General features: G+C 67.2%; 22 protein-coding genes. 9 read left to right on the top strand and 13 right to left on the bottom strand.

Annotation, left to right across the window (positions count from 1 at the left end; genetic code table 11):
• Window positions 1-21: 21 nt before the first annotated feature.
• The gene (locus ACOMD9_RS09880) at window positions 22-468 is read left to right on the top strand and encodes a hypothetical protein (RefSeq protein WP_421414277.1); all 447 of its coding nucleotides are present in this window, start codon (window positions 22-24) and stop codon (window positions 466-468) included.
• Window positions 469-489: 21 nt separating this feature from the next.
• Here the strand turns inward: ACOMD9_RS09880 and ACOMD9_RS09875 are convergent, their stop codons facing one another.
• The 7 genes from ACOMD9_RS09875 to ACOMD9_RS09845 all read right to left on the bottom strand — a co-directional run bounded on the left by ACOMD9_RS09875 (window position 490) and on the right by ACOMD9_RS09845 (window position 7,236).
• Window positions 490-1,203: a SanA/YdcF family protein gene (locus tag ACOMD9_RS09875; protein WP_421414275.1), complete on the bottom strand. Its 714-nt coding sequence runs from the start codon at window positions 1,201-1,203 to the stop codon at window positions 490-492.
• A gap of 20 nt (window positions 1,204-1,223) precedes the next feature.
• Window positions 1,224-1,796, bottom strand: a complete 573-nt coding sequence (gene sufT / locus ACOMD9_RS09870) for a putative Fe-S cluster assembly protein SufT (protein WP_421414273.1) — start codon at window positions 1,794-1,796, stop codon at window positions 1,224-1,226.
• Window positions 1,797-1,804: 8 nt separating this feature from the next.
• Window positions 1,805-3,064, bottom strand: coding sequence for a SufS family cysteine desulfurase (locus ACOMD9_RS09865; protein ID WP_421414271.1), 1,260 nt, complete (start codon window positions 3,062-3,064; stop codon window positions 1,805-1,807).
• 13 nt (window positions 3,065-3,077) lie between these two features.
• Entirely contained in the window at window positions 3,078-4,436 is a 1,359-nt protein-coding gene (gene sufD / locus ACOMD9_RS09860) for a Fe-S cluster assembly protein SufD (protein ID WP_421414269.1), read from the bottom strand.
• Window positions 4,433-5,185 carry a Fe-S cluster assembly ATPase SufC gene (sufC, locus tag ACOMD9_RS09855; protein ID WP_421414267.1) on the bottom strand — a complete coding sequence of 251 codons (753 nt, stop codon included), beginning with the start codon at window positions 5,183-5,185 and terminating at the stop codon, window positions 4,433-4,435. The genes sufD and sufC overlap by 4 nt, the downstream gene beginning before the upstream one ends.
• Before the next feature lie 72 nt (window positions 5,186-5,257).
• Window positions 5,258-6,700, bottom strand: a complete 1,443-nt coding sequence (gene sufB, locus ACOMD9_RS09850; protein WP_421414265.1) for a Fe-S cluster assembly protein SufB — start codon at window positions 6,698-6,700, stop codon at window positions 5,258-5,260.
• Window positions 6,701-6,771: 71 nt separating this feature from the next.
• Window positions 6,772-7,236 carry an SUF system Fe-S cluster assembly regulator gene (locus tag ACOMD9_RS09845; protein WP_421414263.1) on the bottom strand — a complete coding sequence of 155 codons (465 nt, stop codon included), beginning with the start codon at window positions 7,234-7,236 and terminating at the stop codon, window positions 6,772-6,774.
• A 466-nt stretch (window positions 7,237-7,702) separates the two neighbouring features.
• On the opposite strand from ACOMD9_RS09845, the gene ACOMD9_RS09840 reads away from it, so the two are divergent.
• The 8 genes from ACOMD9_RS09840 (at window position 7,703) to ACOMD9_RS09805 (ending at window position 15,183) form a co-directional block, all read left to right on the top strand.
• Window positions 7,703-8,368, top strand: a complete 666-nt coding sequence (locus ACOMD9_RS09840) for an ABC transporter permease (protein WP_421414262.1) — start codon at window positions 7,703-7,705, stop codon at window positions 8,366-8,368.
• Between the two features lie 48 nt (window positions 8,369-8,416).
• On the top strand, window positions 8,417-9,577 hold the full coding sequence (locus ACOMD9_RS09835; protein WP_421414260.1) for an ABC transporter ATP-binding protein: 1,161 nt from the start codon (window positions 8,417-8,419) through the stop codon (window positions 9,575-9,577).
• Between the two features lie 4 nt (window positions 9,578-9,581).
• Window positions 9,582-10,313, top strand: coding sequence for an ABC transporter permease (locus ACOMD9_RS09830; RefSeq protein ID WP_421414259.1), 732 nt, complete (start codon window positions 9,582-9,584; stop codon window positions 10,311-10,313).
• Window positions 10,314-10,396: 83 nt separating this feature from the next.
• The gene (locus ACOMD9_RS09825; RefSeq protein ID WP_421414257.1) at window positions 10,397-11,278 is read left to right on the top strand and encodes a glycine betaine ABC transporter substrate-binding protein; all 882 of its coding nucleotides are present in this window, start codon (window positions 10,397-10,399) and stop codon (window positions 11,276-11,278) included.
• 126 nt (window positions 11,279-11,404) lie between these two features.
• Window positions 11,405-12,247 (top strand): nitrilase-related carbon-nitrogen hydrolase, encoded by an 843-nt coding sequence (locus tag ACOMD9_RS09820; RefSeq protein ID WP_421414254.1) that lies wholly within the window; start codon window positions 11,405-11,407, stop codon window positions 12,245-12,247.
• Between the two features lie 50 nt (window positions 12,248-12,297).
• On the top strand, window positions 12,298-13,065 hold the full coding sequence (locus tag ACOMD9_RS09815) for a class I SAM-dependent methyltransferase (RefSeq protein WP_421414252.1): 768 nt from the start codon (window positions 12,298-12,300) through the stop codon (window positions 13,063-13,065).
• A 14-nt stretch (window positions 13,066-13,079) separates the two neighbouring features.
• Window positions 13,080-13,982, top strand: a complete 903-nt coding sequence (locus tag ACOMD9_RS09810; RefSeq protein ID WP_421414250.1) for a complex I NDUFA9 subunit family protein — start codon at window positions 13,080-13,082, stop codon at window positions 13,980-13,982.
• Window positions 13,983-14,076: 94 nt separating this feature from the next.
• Window positions 14,077-15,183: a histone deacetylase family protein gene (locus tag ACOMD9_RS09805; RefSeq protein ID WP_421414248.1), complete on the top strand. Its 1,107-nt coding sequence runs from the start codon at window positions 14,077-14,079 to the stop codon at window positions 15,181-15,183.
• Window positions 15,184-15,276: 93 nt separating this feature from the next.
• On the opposite strand, the gene gloA is transcribed toward ACOMD9_RS09805, so the two are convergent.
• The 6 genes from gloA to ACOMD9_RS09775 all read right to left on the bottom strand — a co-directional run bounded on the left by gloA (window position 15,277) and on the right by ACOMD9_RS09775 (window position 19,588).
• Window positions 15,277-15,810 (bottom strand): lactoylglutathione lyase, encoded by a 534-nt coding sequence (gene gloA / locus ACOMD9_RS09800; protein ID WP_421414247.1) that lies wholly within the window; start codon window positions 15,808-15,810, stop codon window positions 15,277-15,279.
• A 177-nt stretch (window positions 15,811-15,987) separates the two neighbouring features.
• Window positions 15,988-17,112 carry a CapA family protein gene (locus ACOMD9_RS09795; RefSeq protein ID WP_421414245.1) on the bottom strand — a complete coding sequence of 375 codons (1,125 nt, stop codon included), beginning with the start codon at window positions 17,110-17,112 and terminating at the stop codon, window positions 15,988-15,990.
• Window positions 17,113-17,145: 33 nt separating this feature from the next.
• Entirely contained in the window at window positions 17,146-18,066 is a 921-nt protein-coding gene (locus ACOMD9_RS09790) for a hypothetical protein (RefSeq protein WP_421414243.1), read from the bottom strand.
• A complete protein-coding gene (locus tag ACOMD9_RS09785) occupies window positions 18,042-18,467 on the bottom strand; it encodes a nucleoside deaminase (protein ID WP_465249808.1) in 426 nt (141 codons plus the stop codon). Before ACOMD9_RS09785 ends, ACOMD9_RS09790 begins: the two co-directional genes overlap by 25 nt.
• Window positions 18,468-18,554: 87 nt before the next feature.
• Entirely contained in the window at window positions 18,555-19,019 is a 465-nt protein-coding gene (locus tag ACOMD9_RS09780) for a host attachment protein (RefSeq protein ID WP_421414237.1), read from the bottom strand.
• 62 nt (window positions 19,020-19,081) lie between these two features.
• Window positions 19,082-19,588 (bottom strand): Hsp20/alpha crystallin family protein, encoded by a 507-nt coding sequence (locus ACOMD9_RS09775; RefSeq protein WP_421414234.1) that lies wholly within the window; start codon window positions 19,586-19,588, stop codon window positions 19,082-19,084.
• Window positions 19,589-19,755 lie beyond the last annotated feature (167 nt).

The following is a 19,755-nucleotide window of genomic DNA, read 5'->3' as shown; positions in this document are numbered from 1 at the left end:
CACCGGAGGAGGTGACCGCTCATGTTTCTCGATAATCGCCAGGTGGCGATGGACAGCGTCCTCGAGGCGCTGGCCGACAGCATCGACTATTTTCAGGACAATCTGGAGCGCCTGCGCCCGTCCCTGCGCGACGCCCTCAAGCCCCACTACGAAGCCAGGGCGAAGTCGATGCACGAGTTGCAGGAGCTGGCCCGCAAGCACCTCGACCTCCTGCCCCGCGATGCCGATGTCGAGCGAGACGACTACATGTGGCTGTGGAGTCGGCTGAAGAGCTTCGTCGGCAACGACAGCCAGGTGCTGATCGGCGAGCTGCTCGAGCAGGAGCGGGTGCTGATGCAGGCACTCTCCACCCTCTTCACCCACCCCCTGCCGGACCCCATCGAGCCGATCATCGAGGAGTGCTGGAAGGGCTGCCGGGCACTGATACGCGAGCTCTACGCCCTGCAGAAGCAGCGCCAGCGCCGCTGAGCCGGCGCTTGCCGGCGCCGGCTACTCGACCGGAGGCGCCTCCTCCAGCACCCATGCCTCCCAGGTGCGGGGGGCGATCTCCAGCGGCTCCAGCGGTCCCAGGAAGTAGGGCTCCCGGCCCCAGACGTGGAGATCCCCCAGGGTCGCCACCCGCGCCACCCACTCCCTCGCCTGCAGCCGCCATACCCCCGCCACCGGCCGTGACGGCACCGCACAGCCGGTCGCCTCGAGCCCCAGGGTCTCGGCGATGTACAGCGCCCGCGGCAGATGCCACGACTGGGTGATCAGCAGCGCACGCTCCACGCCGAACACCTCGCGGGCCCGGGTCAGGGTATCGAAGGTACTGAAGCCCGCGTAGTCCAGGGTCATGTCCTCGTCGCGGACATGGCGGCCACGCAGGTCCCGCCACATGGTCACGGGCTCGTTGTAGAAGCGCGTGCGGTTGTCGCCGGAGAGCAGCAGGTGGTCGATCCGGCCGAGGCGGATCAGGCGTGCCGAGGCGCTCATGCGGGCATCGAAGTGGGGGTTGCGTACCCCGCTGCGGGTCCAGTGCGAGGTGCCGAAGACGATCCCCACCCGCTCGGCCCCGCACAACGGCAGTTCGTGCTCGATGCGCGCCTGGGTCTTGCCGAGCACCCAGAGGTTGCCTCCCACGAACAGCAGCGCCGCCAGGAGCAGCAGCGCCCCCAGCGACATCAGCAACACCTTGAAGAACCTCAACAGCAGCGCGTGCATCGATCTCCCCGGCCGCGGGGTTAGAACATGCCCAGTTCCAGCTTGGCTTCGTCGCTCATCATCTCACGGCTCCAGGGCGGATCGAAGACGATCTCGGTGTGCACCTTGCTGATCTGCGGGGCCCCCAGGATCTTGTTGCGGGCGTCGGCGGCGATCACGTCGCCCATGCCGCAGCCCGGTGCGGTCAGGGTCATGCGGATGGTGACGATGCGCTCGCCACTGATCAGTCGCTCGATACGACAGCCGTAGACCAGGCCCAGGTCAACGATGTTGACCGGAATCTCCGGGTCGAAGCAGGTACGCAGCTGGTCCCAGACGAACTGCTCGATCTCCTCGTCCGTGGCGTCCTCGGACAGGGTCGGCCGGGGCAGCGCCTCGAGCCCCAGGGCATCCAGGTTCGCTCCCTCGATCAGGTAGAGTCGCCCCTCGAAGCCCACGCTGACCGAGCTGCCCTTGGCCTGCATCACGCTGACCAGGCTGTCCTCGGCCAGTGTCACGGTCTTGCCGAAGGGGATGGAGATCGCCTCCACATCGCGCTGCAGTGGCAGCGTCTGGCCCTTCACGAGGCCGTCAATCTGCTCGATAGTGCTCATGGGGCTCCTCAGCGCACCATGCCGATGACGCGTTCGAGCGCCTCGGCGAAGACATCGACTTCTTCCAGGGTGTTGTAGGCGGCAAACGACGCCCGGCAGGTGGCATCCACACCGAAGTGCGTCAGCAACGGCTGGGCACAGTGGTGGCCGGTACGGATCGCCACGCCGAGCTGGTCGATCAGCAGGCCGATGTCCTGGGAATGAGCCCCGTCGACCACGAACGACAGCACGCCGGCCTTGCCCGGCGCCGTGCCCAGGATACGCAGGCCGTCGATGCGCGAGACACGCGCGGTGGCATGCGCCAGCAGGCGTTGCTCCCAGGTGCCGATGGCGTCGAGCCCCACGCCCTCGACCCACTCCAGCGCCGCCCCCAGGGCGATCACCTCGGCAATGGCCGGGGTCCCGGCCTCGAACTTGTGGGGAATCCCGGCGAAGGTGGTGGGCGTCTCGAAGGAGACGGTCCGGATCATCTCGCCACCGCCCTGCCAGGGCGGCATGGCCTCGAGCAGCTCGGCCTTGCCGTAGAGCACGCCCGCGCCGGTCGGCCCGTAGACCTTGTGACCCGAGAAGGCATAGAAATCGGCGTCGATGTCGCGCACGTCCACCGCCTGGTGGGGCGTGGCCTGGGCGCCGTCGACCAGGATCAGGGCGCCATGCGCATGGGCGATGGCGGCCATCTCGCGCACCGGGTTGACGGTGCCGAAGGCGTTGGAGACATGATTCACCGCCACCAGCCGGGTACGCTCGCTGAACAGCGCACGGTAGGCATCGAGATCCAGCACGCCACGCTCGTCCACCGGGATCACCTTGATCACGATGCCGAGCTCACCCGCCAGCAACTGCCAGGGCACGATATTGGAGTGGTGCTCGAGCAACGATACCAGCACCTCGTCGCCCGGCTTCAGGTTGGCACGTCCCCAGGCATTGGCCACCAGGTTGATCGCCTCGGTGGTGCCGCGGGTGAAGATGATCTCGCGGCTCTCGGCGGCGTGGAGAAAGGCCCTCACCGTCTCGCGGGTGCCCTCGAAGGCCGCCGTGGCCTCGTCGGCGAGGGTGTGCAGCCCGCGATGGATGTTGGCGTTGTAGCGGCCGTAGTAGTCGTCGAACACCTCGATCACCTGCCGCGGGGTCTGGCTGGTGGCGGCGTTGTCGAGATAGACCAACGGCCTGCCATGCACCTGACGCGACAGGATCGGGAAGTCCGCACGGATCGCGGCCACGTCGAGGGACGGGACATCGAGCGGGGTTCTGGTGGCCAGGTCAGTCATGGCAGCTTCCTCTTCATTGCTCACCGAGAGCCACCGAGGCTTCCACCAGGCCGGCCAGGTTGAAGCGTTCGGGCAGCTTGCCGGCCACGGCCAGTTCGACGCGCTCGGACACGGCGTCGAGGTCCACCTGCTCCATCACCTCACCGGCGAAGGCCAGGGTCAGCAGGCCCCGGGCGGTCTGCGCGTCGATGCCGCGGGTGCGCAGGGCGTAGATGGCCTCCTCGTCGAGCTGACCGGTGGTGGCGCCGTGGGAGCACTTGACGTCGTCGGCGTAGATCTCGAGTTCGGGCTTGGTGTCGATTTCCGCCCGATCGGAGAGCAGCAGGTTGGCGTTGTTCTGGTAGGCCTCGATCTTCTGGCTGTCGCGCTTGACGATCACCTTGCCATTGAACACGCCATGGGCGCGGTCATCGAGGATGCCCTTGTAGTTCTCGTTGGAGAGGGTATGCGGCGCGTTGTGGTTGACCAGGGTATGGGTATCCACGTGCTGGCGACCCTGGCCGTAGAACAGGCCGTTGTAGTGGGTCTCCGCCCCCTGGCCGTTGAGGTCGGCCACCAGGTCGGTCCGCACCAGGCCGCCCCCCAGGTTCAGGTTGAACGAGGTGTAGCGACTGTCGCGCCCCTGCTCCACATGGATGCTGGCCACGTGCAGGTCGGCGAGCGGGGCCTCCTGCAGCTTGTAGTGGGTCAGGATGGCACCGCGATCCAGCATGATCTCCTCCACCAGATTGGTGAAGTTGGCGGCGCGCTCCTCGCCCACGTGATGCTCGATCAGGGTGGCCTGGCTGCGCCCCCCGGCCTCGACCAGGATGCGCGGATGGCTCATCACCGGCGCCTCGCCCTCCCGGGAGAGGAACTGCAGCACGATCGGCTTCTCGACCACGGTACCCGGCGCCAGGCGCAGCACGGCCCCCTCCTCCATGAAGGCGGTGTTGAGCGCCGAGAAGGACGAGAACTCGACCCCGGTCAGTCGGCCCAGTGGACCGCCCACGGCCTCGTGGTTCTCCTCGAGGGCGCGGGACAGCGGCAGCAGCTGCACGCCGGCGGGCAGGTCGTCGAGCTGCGACAGGGCGGCAGAGAAGCGCCCGTCGACGAAGGTCAGACGATGCGCCTCGATGGGCAGCGTCAGCGTGGCCGCCGTGGCCGGGGAAAAGTCGGCGTCGGTGGCCAGGGCGAAGTCGCCACGGGCGATGGCGCGCACGTCGGTGTACTTCCACTGCTCGACGCGCCGATGGGGAAAGCCCATGGCCTCGAAGCGGGCGGCACCGGCCTGGCGACGGGCGGCGATCCAGGTCGGTTCGGGACCTCGTGCAGCGGCACGTTCGGCCAGGCGCTCGAGGAAGCGCTTCACGTCATTTTGGACATCACTCATGCGGCAGTTTCCTCCAGCACCCATTCGTAACCGCGGGCTTCGAGTTGCTTGGCCAGCTCGGCGTCGCCGCTCTTGACGATGCGCCCATCGACCAGCACATGCACCTGGTCCGGCACGATGTAGTCGAGCAGGCGCTGGTAGTGGGTCACCAGCAGGATGCCGCGATCCTCGGCGCGCAGGGAGTTGACGCCATCGGCCACCACGCGCATGGCATCGATGTCGAGGCCGGAGTCGATCTCGTCGAGCATGGCGAGCCTGGGCTGCAGCACCAGCATCTGCAGGATCTCGTTGCGCTTCTTCTCGCCACCGGAGAAGCCCTCGTTGACGGCACGCTGCAGGAAGCTGGCATCCATCTTCATCTGGGCGAGCTTCTCCTTGACCAGCTTCATGAACTCCGGTGCCGGGATCTCGCCCTCGCCACGGGCCTGACGCTGGGCGTTGAGCGCCGCCTTGAGCAGGTAGATGTTCTTGACCCCGGGAATCTCCACCGGGTACTGGAAGCCCAGCAGCAGCCCGGCCTGGGCGCGCTCCTCGATCTCCATCTCCAGCACGTCCCGCCCCTCGAAGGTGATGGAGCCGGCGCTCACCTCGTAGCCGTCCTTGCCGGCGATCACCGCGGAGAGGGTCGACTTGCCGGCCCCGTTGGGCCCCATGATGGCGTGGACCTCCCCCGCCTTGACGGTCAGGTTGAGGCCCTTGAGGATTTCGGAACCCTCGACGGTGACGTGCAGGTCCTTGACTTCGAGCATCTTGAATACCTTTGATTCGGTTCGCGCCGCCCCCGGCGGCGTCGGAAAATTCATCGATTCGGCGGCCGGCGATCAGCCGACGGCGCCTTCCAGGGTCACGTTCAGCAGCGCCTCGGCCTCCACCGCGAACTCCATCGGCAGCTCCTGGAAGACGTCCTTGCAGAAGCCGTTGACGATCATGCTCACCGCGTCCTCCTCGGAGATGCCGCGGCTCTGGCAGTAGAACAGCTGGTCCTCGCCGATCTTCGAGGTGGTCGCTTCGTGCTCCACGGTGGCGCTGCTGTTGCCGATCTCCTGGTAGGGGAAGGTGTGGGCCCCGCACTGGTCGCCGATCAACAGGGAGTCGCACTGGGTGAAGTTGCGTGCGTTCTTCGCCCGCGGACCGACCTTGACCAGGCCGCGATAGGACTGGTTGCTCCTTCCGGCGGAGATGCCCTTGGAGACGATGTAGGAGCGCGTGCCCTCACCGATATGGATCATCTTGGTGCCGGTGTCGGCCTGCTGGCGGCCGTTGGTCACCGCCACGGAGTAGAACTCGCCGATGCTCTCCTTGCCGCGCAGCACGCAGGAGGGATACTTCCAGGTGATGGCGGAGCCGGTCTCGACCTGGGTCCAGCTGATGCGCGAGCGGTCGCCGCGGCAGTCGCCACGCTTGGTGACGAAGTTGTAGATGCCGCCCTTGCCGTCCTCGTCGCCGGGGTACCAGTTCTGCACCGTGGAGTACTTGATGTAGGCGTCTTCCAGGGCCACCAGCTCGACCACCGCGGCATGCAGCTGGTTCTCGTCGCGCATCGGCGCGGTGCAACCCTCCAGGTAGGAGACCTGGGCGCGGCTCTCGCAGATGATCAGGGTGCGCTCGAACTGGCCGGTGTTGGCGGCGTTGATGCGGAAGTAGGTCGAGAGCTCCATGGGACAGGTCACGCCTTCCGGCACGAAGACGAAGGAGCCGTCGGTGAACACCGCGGAATTGAGCGCCGCGAAGTAGTTGTCGCCCTGGGGCACCACAGTGCCGAGATACTGCCTGACCAGCTCCGGGTACTCGCGGATCGCCTCGGAGATCGAGCAGAAGATCACCCCCGCCTCGTGCAGCTTCTCCTTGAAGGTGGTGGTCACCGAGACGGAATCGAACACCGCGTCCACCGCCACGCCGGCCAGTGCCGCGCGCTCGTGCAGCGGGATGCCCAGCTTCTCGTAGGTCTCGAGCAGCTTGGGGTCCACCTCGTCGAGGCTCTGGGGACGGTCCTCCGGGCGCTTGGGCGCGCTGTAGTAGGAGATCGCCTGGTAGTCGATGGGCGGATAGTCCAGGTGCGCCCAGGAGGGCGGCGTCATCTTCAGCCACTGGTGATAGGCCTTCAGGCGCCACTCGAGCATCCACTCCGGCTCACCCTTCTTGTTGGAGATGAAGGCGATGGTGCTCTCGTCGAGACCCGGCGGTACCGTATCGCTCTCGATGTCGGTCACGAAGCCTTCCTTGTAGTCGCGACGGACGAGCTGTTCCATTTCCTGACTTGCCATGATGCTTCCCCTCCCGGGCGGTTGGGCCGGCGAGCGCTGCTCGCCTCGGGTAATGAATCCTGTGCGGTGGCTCAGGCCATGTCGGCGGCCAGGCTCACGCTCTGAATGGGTAGCTGCACCGGCAGCTTGATCGGTGTCGTATCGGCCAGGTGGGCCAGCGTCACGCTGTCGAGCAGGCTGCGCACCGCCAGCGACACGCGCTGCCAGTTGTCGGCCACCCCGCAGGTGGCGGCGAGATCACAGTCGCCCTCGGCATGGCTGCACTCGGTCATCGCCACCGGCCCCTCGATGGCGGTGATGATATCGATGGCGGTGATGCGCGATGCCGGCCGCGCCAGCGAGTAGCCCCCCAGGGCACCGCGCCGCGACTCGAGCAGCCCCGCCTTGACCAGCATCTTCAGGGTCTTGGAGACCGTGGGGTGCGGCAGCTGCACCGCCTCGGCGAGCTCCGCCGCCGCATGCGGCTGCTCCGGATGGCGAGCGATCTGGGCCATCACCACCGCGGCGTAGTCGGTCAACCGTGAAAGCTTGAGCATGCCTGCCTCCTCAGGGGCGCGGGCCCAGGAGAGCCCTCGCGATCAATTGGGGACCATTTTAGTCCTGTATGATTTCGATGTGAAGTCCCCCGACGATTTCTCGCCCGGAAATGGCAGGATGCCGGCACGATCAAGGCGGATACCATCAATAACGTCAATCATTCTCATTTCTGCGGGCTATCGTCCACCGATGCGCCCGGCATGAATCAGAACCATCAATTCCACTCATTGCACATCGTCATCCATTGCCAAAACAAATAGATAACCGGCTCTGCTAAGCTTGTGTCACTCGAGCGGGACAGGTTGTCGCACCCGCTACCCACCGCAGCCCCCTCAGCGTGGACACATCACCGCCGCGGTCCATGGCGTGGCGGCTAGACTCTGTCATGACAGCGGGCTGTGCCATGCCCCAGGGAAAGCTCACGGAATCCAGCTTCCGCGGAGCCGTGCCGAGAGGAGACTCGACTTGGAACTGATTCAGTACGCACTGGACAACCTCGACCTGCTGACCACGCGCACCATCGAGCATATCGCGCTGGTGGGCGTGGCCGTGGGTATCGCCACCCTCACCGGCGTACCCATCGGCATCGCCATCACCAAGAACGAGCGCCTGGCACGCTCCGTGCTCTACCTGGCCTCGATCATCGTCACCATCCCGTCGATCGCGCTGTTCGGCATCATGATCCCGGTGCTGTCGATCTTCGGTCACGGTATCGGCTACGTGCCGGCGGTGATCGCGGTGCTGCTCTATTCGCAGCTGCCGATCATCCGCAACACCTACACCGCCATCAACAACGTCAACCCCGCCCTGCGCGAGGCGGCCCGGGGCATCGGCATGAGCCCCAACCAGCGCTTGCGCCAGGTGGAGATTCCCCTGGCGGTGCCGGTGATCATGGCCGGGGTGCGCACCGCCGTGGTGCTCAACATCGGCGTGATGGCGATCGCCGCCTACATCGGTGCCGGGGGCCTGGGCACCTTCATCAGCCGCGGGATCTCCCAGTCCGATCCGCGCCAGCTGATCGTCGGCGCCGTGGCGGTGAGCCTGCTGGCCATCATCGTCGACTACGCACTGCTGGCGCTGCAGAAAGCCCTGACACCCAAGGGCATGGCACGCGAGGCCACCGCGACCTGATCCCGCCCCGGGCTCCCCGACGACCGAGACCATGACAAGGAAACCTGCATGATTCGACTCGATAACCTGACCAAGGTCTTCGACACGCCCAAGGGCGCCGTGGTCGCCGCCGACCACATCAGCATGGAAGTGCCCGCCGGCGAGATCAGCATCCTGCTCGGCCCCTCCGGCTGCGGCAAGACCACCACGCTGAAGATGATCAACCGCATCGTGAAGCCGACCTCCGGCAAGGTGTTCATCGACGGCGAAGACACCACCGGCATGGATACCCAGAGCCTGCGTCGCAACATCGGCTACGTGATCCAGCAGATCGGCCTGTTCCCCAACATGACGATCGAGGAGAACATCACCATCGTGCCGAGGCTGCTGGGCTGGGACAGGGCGAAGTATCGGGAGCGCGCCCGGGAGCTGATGGCGATGATCGCGCTGGAACCCAACGCCTTTCTCAAGCGCTATCCAAGCGAGCTCTCCGGCGGCCAGCAGCAGCGCATCGGCGTGGCCCGGGCGCTGGCCGCCGACCCGCCGGTGATGCTGATGGACGAGCCCTTCGGCGCCATCGACCCCATCAACCGTGCGGTGATCCAGGACGAGTTCCTCAAGATGCAGCAGGAACTCAACAAGACCATCATGTTCGTCAGCCACGACATCGACGAGGCGATCAAGATGGGGGATCGCGTGGCCGTGTTCCGCGAAGGCCGGCTGGTCCAGTACTCCACCCCTGATGACCTGCTGGCAGCACCGAAGGACGCCTTCGTCGAATCCTTCCTCGGCGAGGACCGGGCGCTGAAGCGCCTCAACCTGGTCAAGGTGCGCGAGATCGTCACCGACGAGATCGGTACCGTGACCCCCGGCGACACCCTCGAGACCGCCCTGGCGAAGATCGACGACTTCGGCTACCAGAACTCGATCCTGATGGTGAACGACCGGGGCCAGCCCGCCGGCATCATCAGCCGCTCGGTGGCACGTACCACCAAGGGCTACTGCCGCGACCACTTCCAGGGGGTGCCCGCGGTGATCGGCCTGGACGACGACCTGCGCAAGGCCGCCTCGCTGATGTTCGCCCATGACACCACCTGGCTGCCCTGCATCGACGAGGATGGCCGGGTCTGCGGCCAGATCACCCAGCGGGCGATGACCAGCCACCTGGGCGCGCGGTTCCGCCCCCGCCAGGGCGACACCCGGAATCCCGACGCCGCCATCAAGGAGTGAGCCGATGCCCATTCAGACCATGAAAGGGGCCCTGCGCGCACTGCTGCTGGTGGCGATCTTCTTCGCCGGTGTGTGGAGCCACTCGAGCGGGGTCATCGACGACTTCCTGTTCTACCTGCCCGATGTGCAGTACCTGGCGGGCGAGCACCTCTGGCTCACCGCGGTCTCCGGTGGCCTGGCGATCCTGACCGCCATCCCGTTGGGCATCGTGCTGTCGCGGCCGAGCATGGCGCGCTGGGCGGAGTCGCTGATGCAGGTGCTCAACGTGGGCACCACCATCCCCACCCTGGCGGTGCTGGCACTCTCCATGAGCTTTCTCGGCATCGGCACGGTACCGGCGATATTCGGCCTGTTCGTGGCCACCCTGCTGCCGATCACGCGCAACACCTACGCCGGGCTCAAGGGTGTCAACCCGGCGCTGATGGAGGCCGCCGCCGGCATCGGCATGTCACCGACCCAGCGCCTGTTCAAGGTGGAACTGCCCAATGCGCTCTACGTGATCTTCGCCGGCATGCGCACCGCCCTGACCATCAATGTCGGCACCGTGCCGCTGGCCTTCCTGATCGGGGCCGGTGGCCTCGGCGAGCTGATCTTCACCGGCATCGACCTCTACGACCCGGTGATGATGCTCGCCGGCGCCATTCCCACGGCGCTGCTGGCGATCGTCGTCGATGCCCTGATCGCCTTCATCGCCTTCGTCGTGGTGCCGCGCGGGGTCAACCCCTCCCGCGCCTAGACCCGGCGATCATCCGGCAGGGACGCCCCGGGTATCGCAGGACCCGTAACGCACTTCCCAACGCAACAAGAGGAATGACAACCATGAAACGCCTGATGACAACCCTCTCTGGCCTGGCCCTGGCAGGCGCCATGACCACCGCCCAGGCCGCCGATGTCGTGGTGGGCGGCAAGAACTTCACCGAGCAGCAGATCCTCGCCACCATGACCAGCCAGTACCTGGAGGGGCTCGGCTATGACGTGGACAGCCGCGCCGGCATGGGCTCGGCGGTGCTGCGCCAGGCCCAGGAGAACGGCCAGATCGACCTCTACTGGGAGTACACCGGCACCTCGCTGATCAACTACAACGATATCAGCGAGCGGCTCGACCCCGACGAGACCTATGAGCGCGTCAAGGAGCTCGACGCCGAGAAGGGCCTGGCATGGCTGGCTCCGTCGGCGGCCAACAACACCTATGCCCTGGCCATGCGCGCCGATGACGCCGAGGAGCGTGGGATCATGTCGCTCTCCGACCTGGCCGAGGCGATCAACGACGGCGTCGAGCTCGGCATCGGCCTGAACGCCGAGTTCTATGCCCGCGACGACGGCTGGCGCCCGCTGCAGGAGGCCTATGAATTCCAGGTCGGCCGTCGCGACGTCAACCGCATGGATTCCGGCCTGGTCTACCAGGCACTGCGCGACGGCCAGGTAGATGTCGGCCTGGTGTTCGCCACCGACGGCCGCATCCCGGCCTTCGACTTCCACGTGCTGGAAGACGACCGCGACTTCTTCCCGGCCTACGCCCTGACCCCGGTGGTGCGCCAGGACACCCTCGAGCAGTTCCCCGAGCTGGAAGAACAGATGAATGCCCTCTCCGAGCTGCTCGATGACGAGACCATGGCCAGCCTCAACGCCCGGGTCGACGTCGACCGCGAGACCATCGAGCGGGTCGCCGAGAGCTTCCTCGAGGAGCACGGCCTGCTGTGACTCCCCGCCACCGGCTGGCATAATGCCGACCATCGACGTACAGGAAGGCCGCCTCCGGGCGGCCTTCCGTGTTCACGGGGACTCGCTCATGGATCCTTCATGGGCGAAACGGAAAGGAGGGTCTGCATGCACTACCAGGACAAGCTGCGCGTGGGGGCTGCGCAGATCAATGCCGAGCCAGGCGCCGTGGACGGCAACCTGGCCGCACACCTCGAACGCATCGCCGAGGCGCGGGAGCAGGGGCTGGAACTGCTGGTCTTCCCCGAACTCTCCCTGACCGGCTACGGCCTGGGCAGCCAGGTGATGCAGGTCGCCATGCCCCTGGAGGACCCGCGCCTGGCCAGCCTGGCCCGGGCCTGCGGCGACATGCAGACGGTGGCGGGCTTCGTCGAGGAGGCGAGCCCGGGGGAATACTACAACGCCCTGGCCATCCTCCAGGACGGCGAGATCGTCGCCGTGCACCGCAAGCTCAACCTGCCCACCTACGGCGGGCTCGAGGAAGGCAAGTGGTTCACTCACGGCAGCGAGCTCACCCATACCCCGATACGCCCCGGCTGGTCGGCCACCCAGCTGATCTGCGCCGACCTGTGGAACCCGGCACTGGTGCACGCCGCCCTGCTGCCCCGCCCCACGGTGCTCTGCGCCCCGATCAACTCGGCCTCGGGCATCGTCAGCGACGACTTCTCCAACGAGCAGAACTGGGCGCTCAACGTGCGCTTCTACGCCATGACCTACGGCACCCCGGTGATCATGGCGAACCGTTTCGGTCCCGAAGGGCAGAGCCACTTCTGGGGCGGCTCGCGCATCCTCGGCCCGCGCGGCGAACTGCTCGCCGAGGCCGACGACCGCGAGACCCTGATCAGCGCCGAGCTGTCGCGTACCGCCATCGCTCGCGCCCGCTTCGAGCTGCCTACCCATCGCGATGCGGACACCCCACTGATCCGCGAGCTGATGGCCGGTTACCGGTAATGAGTTAACCTGAAGTCAGCAAGGCACCACCCCACGCCACGGAGCCGCCCATGACCGATGTCCCGCACAACGCCCCCGGCCAGCACTGGAATGCCAGCGGCTATGACCGCCATGCCGACTTCGTCCCGGCCCTGGGGGAGGCCGTCGCCGAACTGCTCGCACCACGGCCCGGCGAACGGATTCTCGACCTGGGCTGCGGCAACGGCACCCTGACCGAGGCCCTGGCCGACTCCGGTGCCACCCTGGTCGGCGTGGATGGCTCGGCCGACATGGTCGACGCGGCACGGGCCCGCGGCCTGGACGCTCGGCTGGTGGATGCCCACCACCTGCCCTTCGACCACGAGTTCGACGCCGTCTTCAGCAACGCCGCCCTGCACTGGATGCTCAACCACGAGGCCGTGGTCGCCGGGATCCGGCGGGCACTGAAGCCGGGTGGACGCTTCGTCGCCGAGTTCGGCGGCCACGGCAACGTCGCCGCCATCTGTACCGCCCTGATGGCGGCACTGCATGTGCGAGGCATCAGTGGCAAGGCCCGCTTCCCCTGGTACTTCCCCACCGCCGAGGAGTATCGCGACTGCCTGGAAGCCGCCGGCTTCACGGTCGATACCATCGAGCTGATCCCGCGCCCCACGCCGCTACCCACCGGCATGGCCGGCTGGCTGGCCACCTTTGCCAACCCCTTCCTGCACGGCCTGGATGACGAAGTGCGCGAGGCCGTGCTGGAGGATGCCCTCGCCTGGCTGGCCCCCAGCCTGTGCGACAGCCATGGCAACTGGACGGCCGACTACGTGCGGCTGCGGCTCGCGGCACACTGCTGACGGGAGGCACCGCCATGACCCGGGGCCCGATCACGGTCTTCGGCGGCACCGGCTTCCTGGGCCGCGCCATCGTTCGCGAGCTGGCGGATGCCGGCCAGCGGGTGCGCATCGCCGCACGCCGCCCGACACTGCCCGACTGGGCGGAGGACGGTGACCAACTGGAACTCGTCACCGCCGACATTCGCGATGAGGCCAGCCTGGAGGCCGCCCTCGCCGGCGCCAGCGCCGCCGTCAATGCGGTGAGTCTGTACGTGGCGTCCCGACGGGTGAGCTTCGCGGCCATCCACGTGGAGGGCGCCGGTCGACTGGCCCGCCTGGCCCGCCAGGCGGGTATCGAGCGCCTGGTGCAGATTTCCGGCATCGGGGCCACCGCCGATTCCAGCTCGGCCTATGTACGCGCCCGCGCCCGGGGCGAGGCCGCAGTGCTCGATGCCTTCCCCCGGGCGATCATCGTGCGCCCCGGGGTGCTGTTCGGCCCCCATGACGCTTTCCTCTCCACCCTCTCCGGCCTCACCCGGCTGCCGGTGATCCCGCTGTTCGGCCAGGGCGAGACCCGGCTGCAACCGGTGCACGTGGTGGACGTCGCCCGGGCCCTGATCCGCCTGCTCGGCGAGCCGCTCACCGAGCGACGACTGTTCGAGCTCGGCGGGCCGGACGTGATGCGCTACCGCGATATCCTCACCCTGGTCCTGGCCCACCGGAAGCGCGACCGGCGTCTGCTGCCGGTGCCCTTCTTCATCTGGCGGATGCTCGCGACGCTGCTCTCGGTCCTGCCCGATCCCCCCCTGACCCGCGACCAAGTGATCCTGATGCAGCGGGACAACGTCGTCGGCGACGGCGCAGGGACCTTCCATCACCTGGGCATCGTGCCCCGCTCGCTGCGCGAAAGCCTGCCCGAGTGCCTGGCTACCGAGTGAGTTCGTTGCCCCCCGACTCCCCTGCGCCGTCTATGCTGTACCCAGGCAATGCGCCTGAATCGCCTTTTTGCTGCACACCCATGGAGCTTGCATCGTGGCCGACGAGAACAGCGTGATTGTCTTCTATGACGAGCGGATGCTGGCCCATGAGCCGGATATCGAGGTGCCTTTCCTGCCGGGTCGCATGGACGATCGTATCCGCTCGCTGCTGTCGGGGCTGGGCGTCCCCTGGAAGTATCCGGAACACCCCGCCAGGCTCACCGCCATCCGGCACCTTCTGGAACTCGAACCGGTTCCCGGCGTGACCTTCGAGTCGGGCAAGGCGGCGACGCGGGAGCAGCTGGGGCGCGTGCACACCAGTTCCTACCTGGACCATATCTTCGAGCTTCGCGGCCAGAGTGCCTGGCTGGATGTGGACACCACGGCCGTGTCACCCGGTAGCGTCGACGCCGCCGAGGTGGCCGCCGGCACGGCGATCGCCGCCGTCGAGGCCGTCGTCGAGGGAAGAGCCGAGAGCAGCTTCGCGCTGGTGAGACCCCCCGGTCACCACGCCGAGCCGGTGCGCGCCCGCGGCTTCTGCCTGTTCAACAATGTGGCAGTGGCCGCCGCTCATGCCCGCACGGCACTGGGCTGCAGGCGAGTGATGATCGTCGACTGGGATGCCCACCACGGCAACGGCACCCAGGATATCTTCTGGGCCGACCCGCATGTGCTGTTCTTCGACCTGCACCGCGCCGCCCCCTTCTATCCCGGCACGGGGAGTCTCGAGGAGATCGGCATGGGCCTGGGTGATGGCACCAACGTCAATGTCCCCCTCCCCGCCAACGCCGGCGACGCCGCCTACCTCAAGGCCTTTCGCGAGATCCTGGTGCCGGCGGCCGAATGGTTCCAGCCCGACCTGATCCTGGTCTCGACCGGTTTCGATCCGCACAGCCATGACCTGGCCCTGGAGGTCTCCTATGACGGCTTCGCCGCCATGACCGACATCCTCAGGAGCCTGGCCCGCCGTCACTGTGATGGCCGCCTGGTCTTCGTGCTGGAGGGCGGCTACAACCTGATCTCGCTGTCACGCGGCGTCTGGTCGGTGCTTCGCGTGCTGGCCGGCGACGAGCCGCCGGAACCCGGCCGGCGCGGCATCGCCGAGGTCGAGGCTGCAGCGGCCTTTCACCGCGGCGCCTTCGTCGGGCCACCCCCGGGCTGACCCGGCCGAACGCAGGCAACGGGGCCAGCCAGCCCCGCCGCTTGCACGAGAGCCAATCGCCGGATCACGATGCCGGGCTTAGGGCAAGCGGATTCAGTCGCCCAGGGCGGCGAGGCGGTCGGCCTGGACCACCTCGATCCAGTAGCCGTCGCGGTCCTTGACGAAGGTGACGTCCTTCATCTTGCCCTGGTCGGAACGCTTGACGAACTCGACGTCATTGGCGTCGAACCAGGCCTCGGCCGCCTCCAGGTCGGGTACCGAAAAGCAGATATGGCCGAAGCCCTGGGGTTCGGCGTTGCCGTCGTGGTAGGCGAAATCCGCCTGCTCCTCGGTGCCCCAGTTGTGGGTCAGCTCCAGCACGCCGCGCTGGCTGAAGGTCCAGACCGTGCGCTCGCCGGTCGCTTCGGGCACGGGCTCGCCGGCCTCCGGCCGGGCCAGGAAGTAGAGCGAGAACTGCATCTCCTCGAAATCCAGCCGGCGCAGCACGCGCATGCCGAACACCCGGGTGTAGAAGGCCAGCGCCCTCTCCGGATCCTTGATCCTCAGCATGGTGTGATTGAGGCGAAAGCCGTCGGACTCAGCGGTCGGCGACTGCACGCCGGGATACTGCTCGCCCTGAAAGCTCATCCTGATCTCCTTTTCACTGTACATCGCTTCGGCACCCGGCCGGGCCGGGTGCCCGCTGCCCGATTCAGACCTCGGTTCGGTCACGAGGGTGACCCGGCTGCTCTCCGGGAGCAAGTGCTTGCCCCCTGTCACACATCGTCCGTGCGCACCGCCTGACGCCGTTTCGCCGCCGGAGCGTCACTGCCACTCGAGGACCAGTCGGTCGTGCGCGTCCAGGCGCACCCGGGTGCCGAGCCCACCCCCCTCGCGGGTCAGCCTCCGGCACAGCCACTGCGCCTCCTCGGGCGTCGCCCGGTTCAGGCGGAAGTGACGCAGCCGCATGGGCACCATGGTCAGCCGTTTCAGCCTGCCGTCGGCCAGCTCGAGGGTCGGAAAGTAGAGCAGCACCAGGTCGTCGCGGAACCCCTCATGCCCCGAGATGCCCTCGTAATCGTTGATCAGGTCGCCGCAGCCGTAGAGGATCAGCCTGTCGCGGTACACCTCGATACCCAGGGGATGGTGGGAGGAGTGCCCCCAGACGATGTCGACCCCTGCCTCGTCGATCAGCCGATGGGCGAGGTCCCGGTGCTCCGAGGGGATATCGTAGCCCCAGTTGCCACCCCAGTGCAGTGACACCACCGTTACCTCCCCGGGCACCCGCGGCCTGGCGATATCGGCCACCAGGGCATCGATGGCATCGGGGTCGAGTCCGGGCAGCCGGTGGATTCCCGGCCGTTCGGCGGTGGCGGCCCAGCTCTCGTGGATGCCGCTGCTGGGCACGCCCAGGGCGACCAGCCGCACCCGGCCACCCGGCACGGGGAAACACGCCGGCGCCCGGGCCTCCTGCAGGTCGTGGCCGGCCCCCACCGGATGCAGCCCGGCGCGGGAGAGTACCCCCAGGGTCTCGAGCAGCCCTCGTGGCCCCCAGTCGAGCACATGGTTGTTGGCCAGCACGCAGCCATCCACCTCGGCGGCTTCGAGCACGCCGACATTGTCCGGGTGCATGCGGTAATGAATGCCCTTGGGCTGGGCATCGTCGCTGGTGGTGACGGCCGTCTCCAGGTTGATCAGCCGCAGCGCCGGAGCCTGCTGTTCGAGCTCCGCCAGGGCATCGCCCCAGAGGTAGTCGGCTCCCACGCCCCGGGGGATCGGGCCGGTCGCACGCTCGGCCAGGGTGACATAGTCGACGGCCGATACCATGCAGGACTCGAACAGCCGGGGATTGCCGGGATGGGGCAGTATCTGGTCGATGCCACGCGCGGTCATCACGTCCCCGGTCAGCCACAGTGTCGCCACGGTCGCTTCGTGACGGGGAGAATCCATCGCTTCATGCCTCCGGTTTCCGGCTGCCCGGGCCTACTCCCCGGTCAGCTCCTGCTGGTGGGCGTACTCGCGCCATTTCTGATCCAGGTAGGTCGCCCGGTCGATCTCGAAGAGCTGGCGGGGATAGCGCATGGTCAGGGTGAACCAGCGCTGCAGTCCGGCTTCCAGGCGCTCGGACTCGGGAAGGTCCCGGCTTTCGAGATGCGCCTCGAGGGCCAGATAGAAACGCATGACGTTGCGCTCGATCATGCCCCGGGTGCCTCCCACGTGGATCGGTTCTCCGTCGGCCGTCATCCCCTCGACCGTGAAGCCCACCCGATCCCGTGCGAGGAAGGTGAAGTAGCCATGCAGGGCGAGCCGCGCCCGCATGCCGAAGACCAGGGAGTAGCGCAGCTGGACCAGGCTGTGATCATCGTCCTCGGGCACCGCCCGCAACTGCAGGCGAAAGCTACGGGTGCCGTAGGGCCCCTGGTCACCCTCCAGCATGACATCCAGGTAGCGCGGCAGACGGTCCACGAGCCGCCATCTCAGATCGAGGCGCTCGGCATCCGCCAGGGCGGCGAAATCCCGGTGCCCGACGAAGAGGGCCAGGCCGGTGCCGAGGACCCTGTCCTCCTCCTCGACGAGGCAGCCCTTGATGTTCACGTGCAGGAAGAGGATCTCGCACCAGGCCTCGGCCGAGGCCAGCTCCTCCGCGAGCCGCTCGAACGGGTGGTGGAGCCGGGCATGGACGCTACCGCTCACCGAGTGACTGCGCGATTGCGAGTCGACCTGCAGAGGCTCGTCCAAGGGGGTTCCGGCAATCACTTCCCGCCAGCTGTCGCGCAGCCAGTCGTCCTGGGCGATGGCCGGCCCCGGCAGCAGCCAGGCCAGCCACACCCAGAGCAACAGCCACACCGTCCAGGGGAGACGCTCCGCCCGGACCGGGGTTATTCGCCGATATCCTCGTTCCATAGCACCGGCGACTCCTCGATGAAGCCCTCCATCAGGGCAATGCATTCGGGCGCCTGGAGCACCTCCAGCTCGACGCCGCGCGAACGCAGCAGCGCCTCCTCGCCGAGGAAGTTACGATTCTCCCCGATCACCACCCTGGGGATGCCATAGAGCAGTATCGCCCCGCTGCACATCGGGCAGGGCGAGAGCGTGGTATAGAGGATGCTCTCTCGGTAGTTCGACGCCGGCTGGCGCCCGGCATTGTCGAGCGCATCCATCTCGCCGTGCAGCACCGTACTGCCCAGCTGGATCCGCCGGTTGCGGCCACGGCCGATGATCACCCCCCGATGCACCAACACCGCACCGACGGGAATGCCCCCTTCGGCGAGGCCCTGGCGGGCCTCCTCCAGGGCAGCCCGCATGTACATGTCCATTCGTCACCCCCCACGACCCATCGAGGCTTCTCGACGACACAAGCGCAGAGACAGGGCAGGCATCAAGCGCGACAGCTACCTCCCGGGAATCGGCATGACCTCCGGCAGTCGCGCCGACAGGTAGGCGCCGACATCCCCGGCGCTGAGGCCGACCAGGTCCTTGTCCAGGTCGAGCACGATACGGTTCACGACCCCTTCGGGCAGCGCCTCACGCAGCAGGCCGAGGAAGCGCGGCGGTGCGCTGACCACGAGCTGCCCGAAGTCGCCCCGCTGCAGGCCCTCGGCGAGGTGCTCGCCGATCGCATGGGCGAAACGGATGGCCTCCTGCTCCTTCGGCGAGTGGTGCTTGCCCATGGCATGGCGCCCCAGCCCCTTGCTGTCGAAGGCGCGGCCGGGCCTGTCGCTGTTGAGATCCTGATCGTGCAGGCGCCCCTCGGGGTTGACGAGGTCGTCGAGCTCCTCCAGTGCTGCCCTCGGGCGAGGCATCGCGAAGATGCGCGCACGGGTCTGATCGGCGATTACCACCCAGGTCGTTTCCATGGTCATTCCTCAGGCTGTGACGCCGGCGGCAGGGCTCCACTGCCGCTACGAATCCGCAAGGGCTACTTCACCTCGAGCTTGCGGCGATTGGCCTGCTTGAGCTTGGGCAGGGTCAGCTCGAGAACCCCGTTGCGGAAGCTCGCCCCGGCCTTGTCGGCATCGATCTCGCAGGGCAGGGTCACCGTGCGCGAGAAGGCGCCGTGGGAGATCTCGGAGCGGAAATATTCGCCCTCCTCCTGCTGGCTCTCCTCGTGGCGTTCGCCCTTGATCGTCACGCTGCTGTCGGTCACCGAGACATCGAGCTCCTCACGCTCGAAGCCGGGGAGCTCGGCTCGCACCACCACCTCACCATCCCGGTTGATGACATCGACCCGGGGGGCGTGCTTCTCGAGCGCGCCGAAACGCTCCCAGAAGGGGTGCTCCCAGCGCATCGGCGACATCCAGCCACGGTCGAACAAGCTGTCGAACAGACGATCGACGTCCCGGAACGGGGTGACGCCATGCGAACCGGTCTCGGACGGTACATCAATGGTCCCGGGCGAGGCCTTCCTGGCGGCTTTCTTGGCCATGATGATGACTCCTGATGAGCATGACGGGAAACGCGGCCCGGGGCATTGGCCCGAGGCTGGCAGACCGACGGGCACTCGTTCAGGAGTGCTGGCCGTATTGACAAGCCTAGTCCAGTTGCTGCCCGCCGGCTTGATACAGATCAGCATGGTGCCCATGGTATCGACCA

The sequence above is a fragment of the Halomonas terrestris genome (assembly GCF_049166755.1).
Lineage (GTDB): Bacteria > Pseudomonadota > Gammaproteobacteria > Pseudomonadales > Halomonadaceae > Halomonas.
Note: the sequence above shows the minus strand (reverse complement) of the source record. Positions and strands in the feature narration are given on the sequence as shown.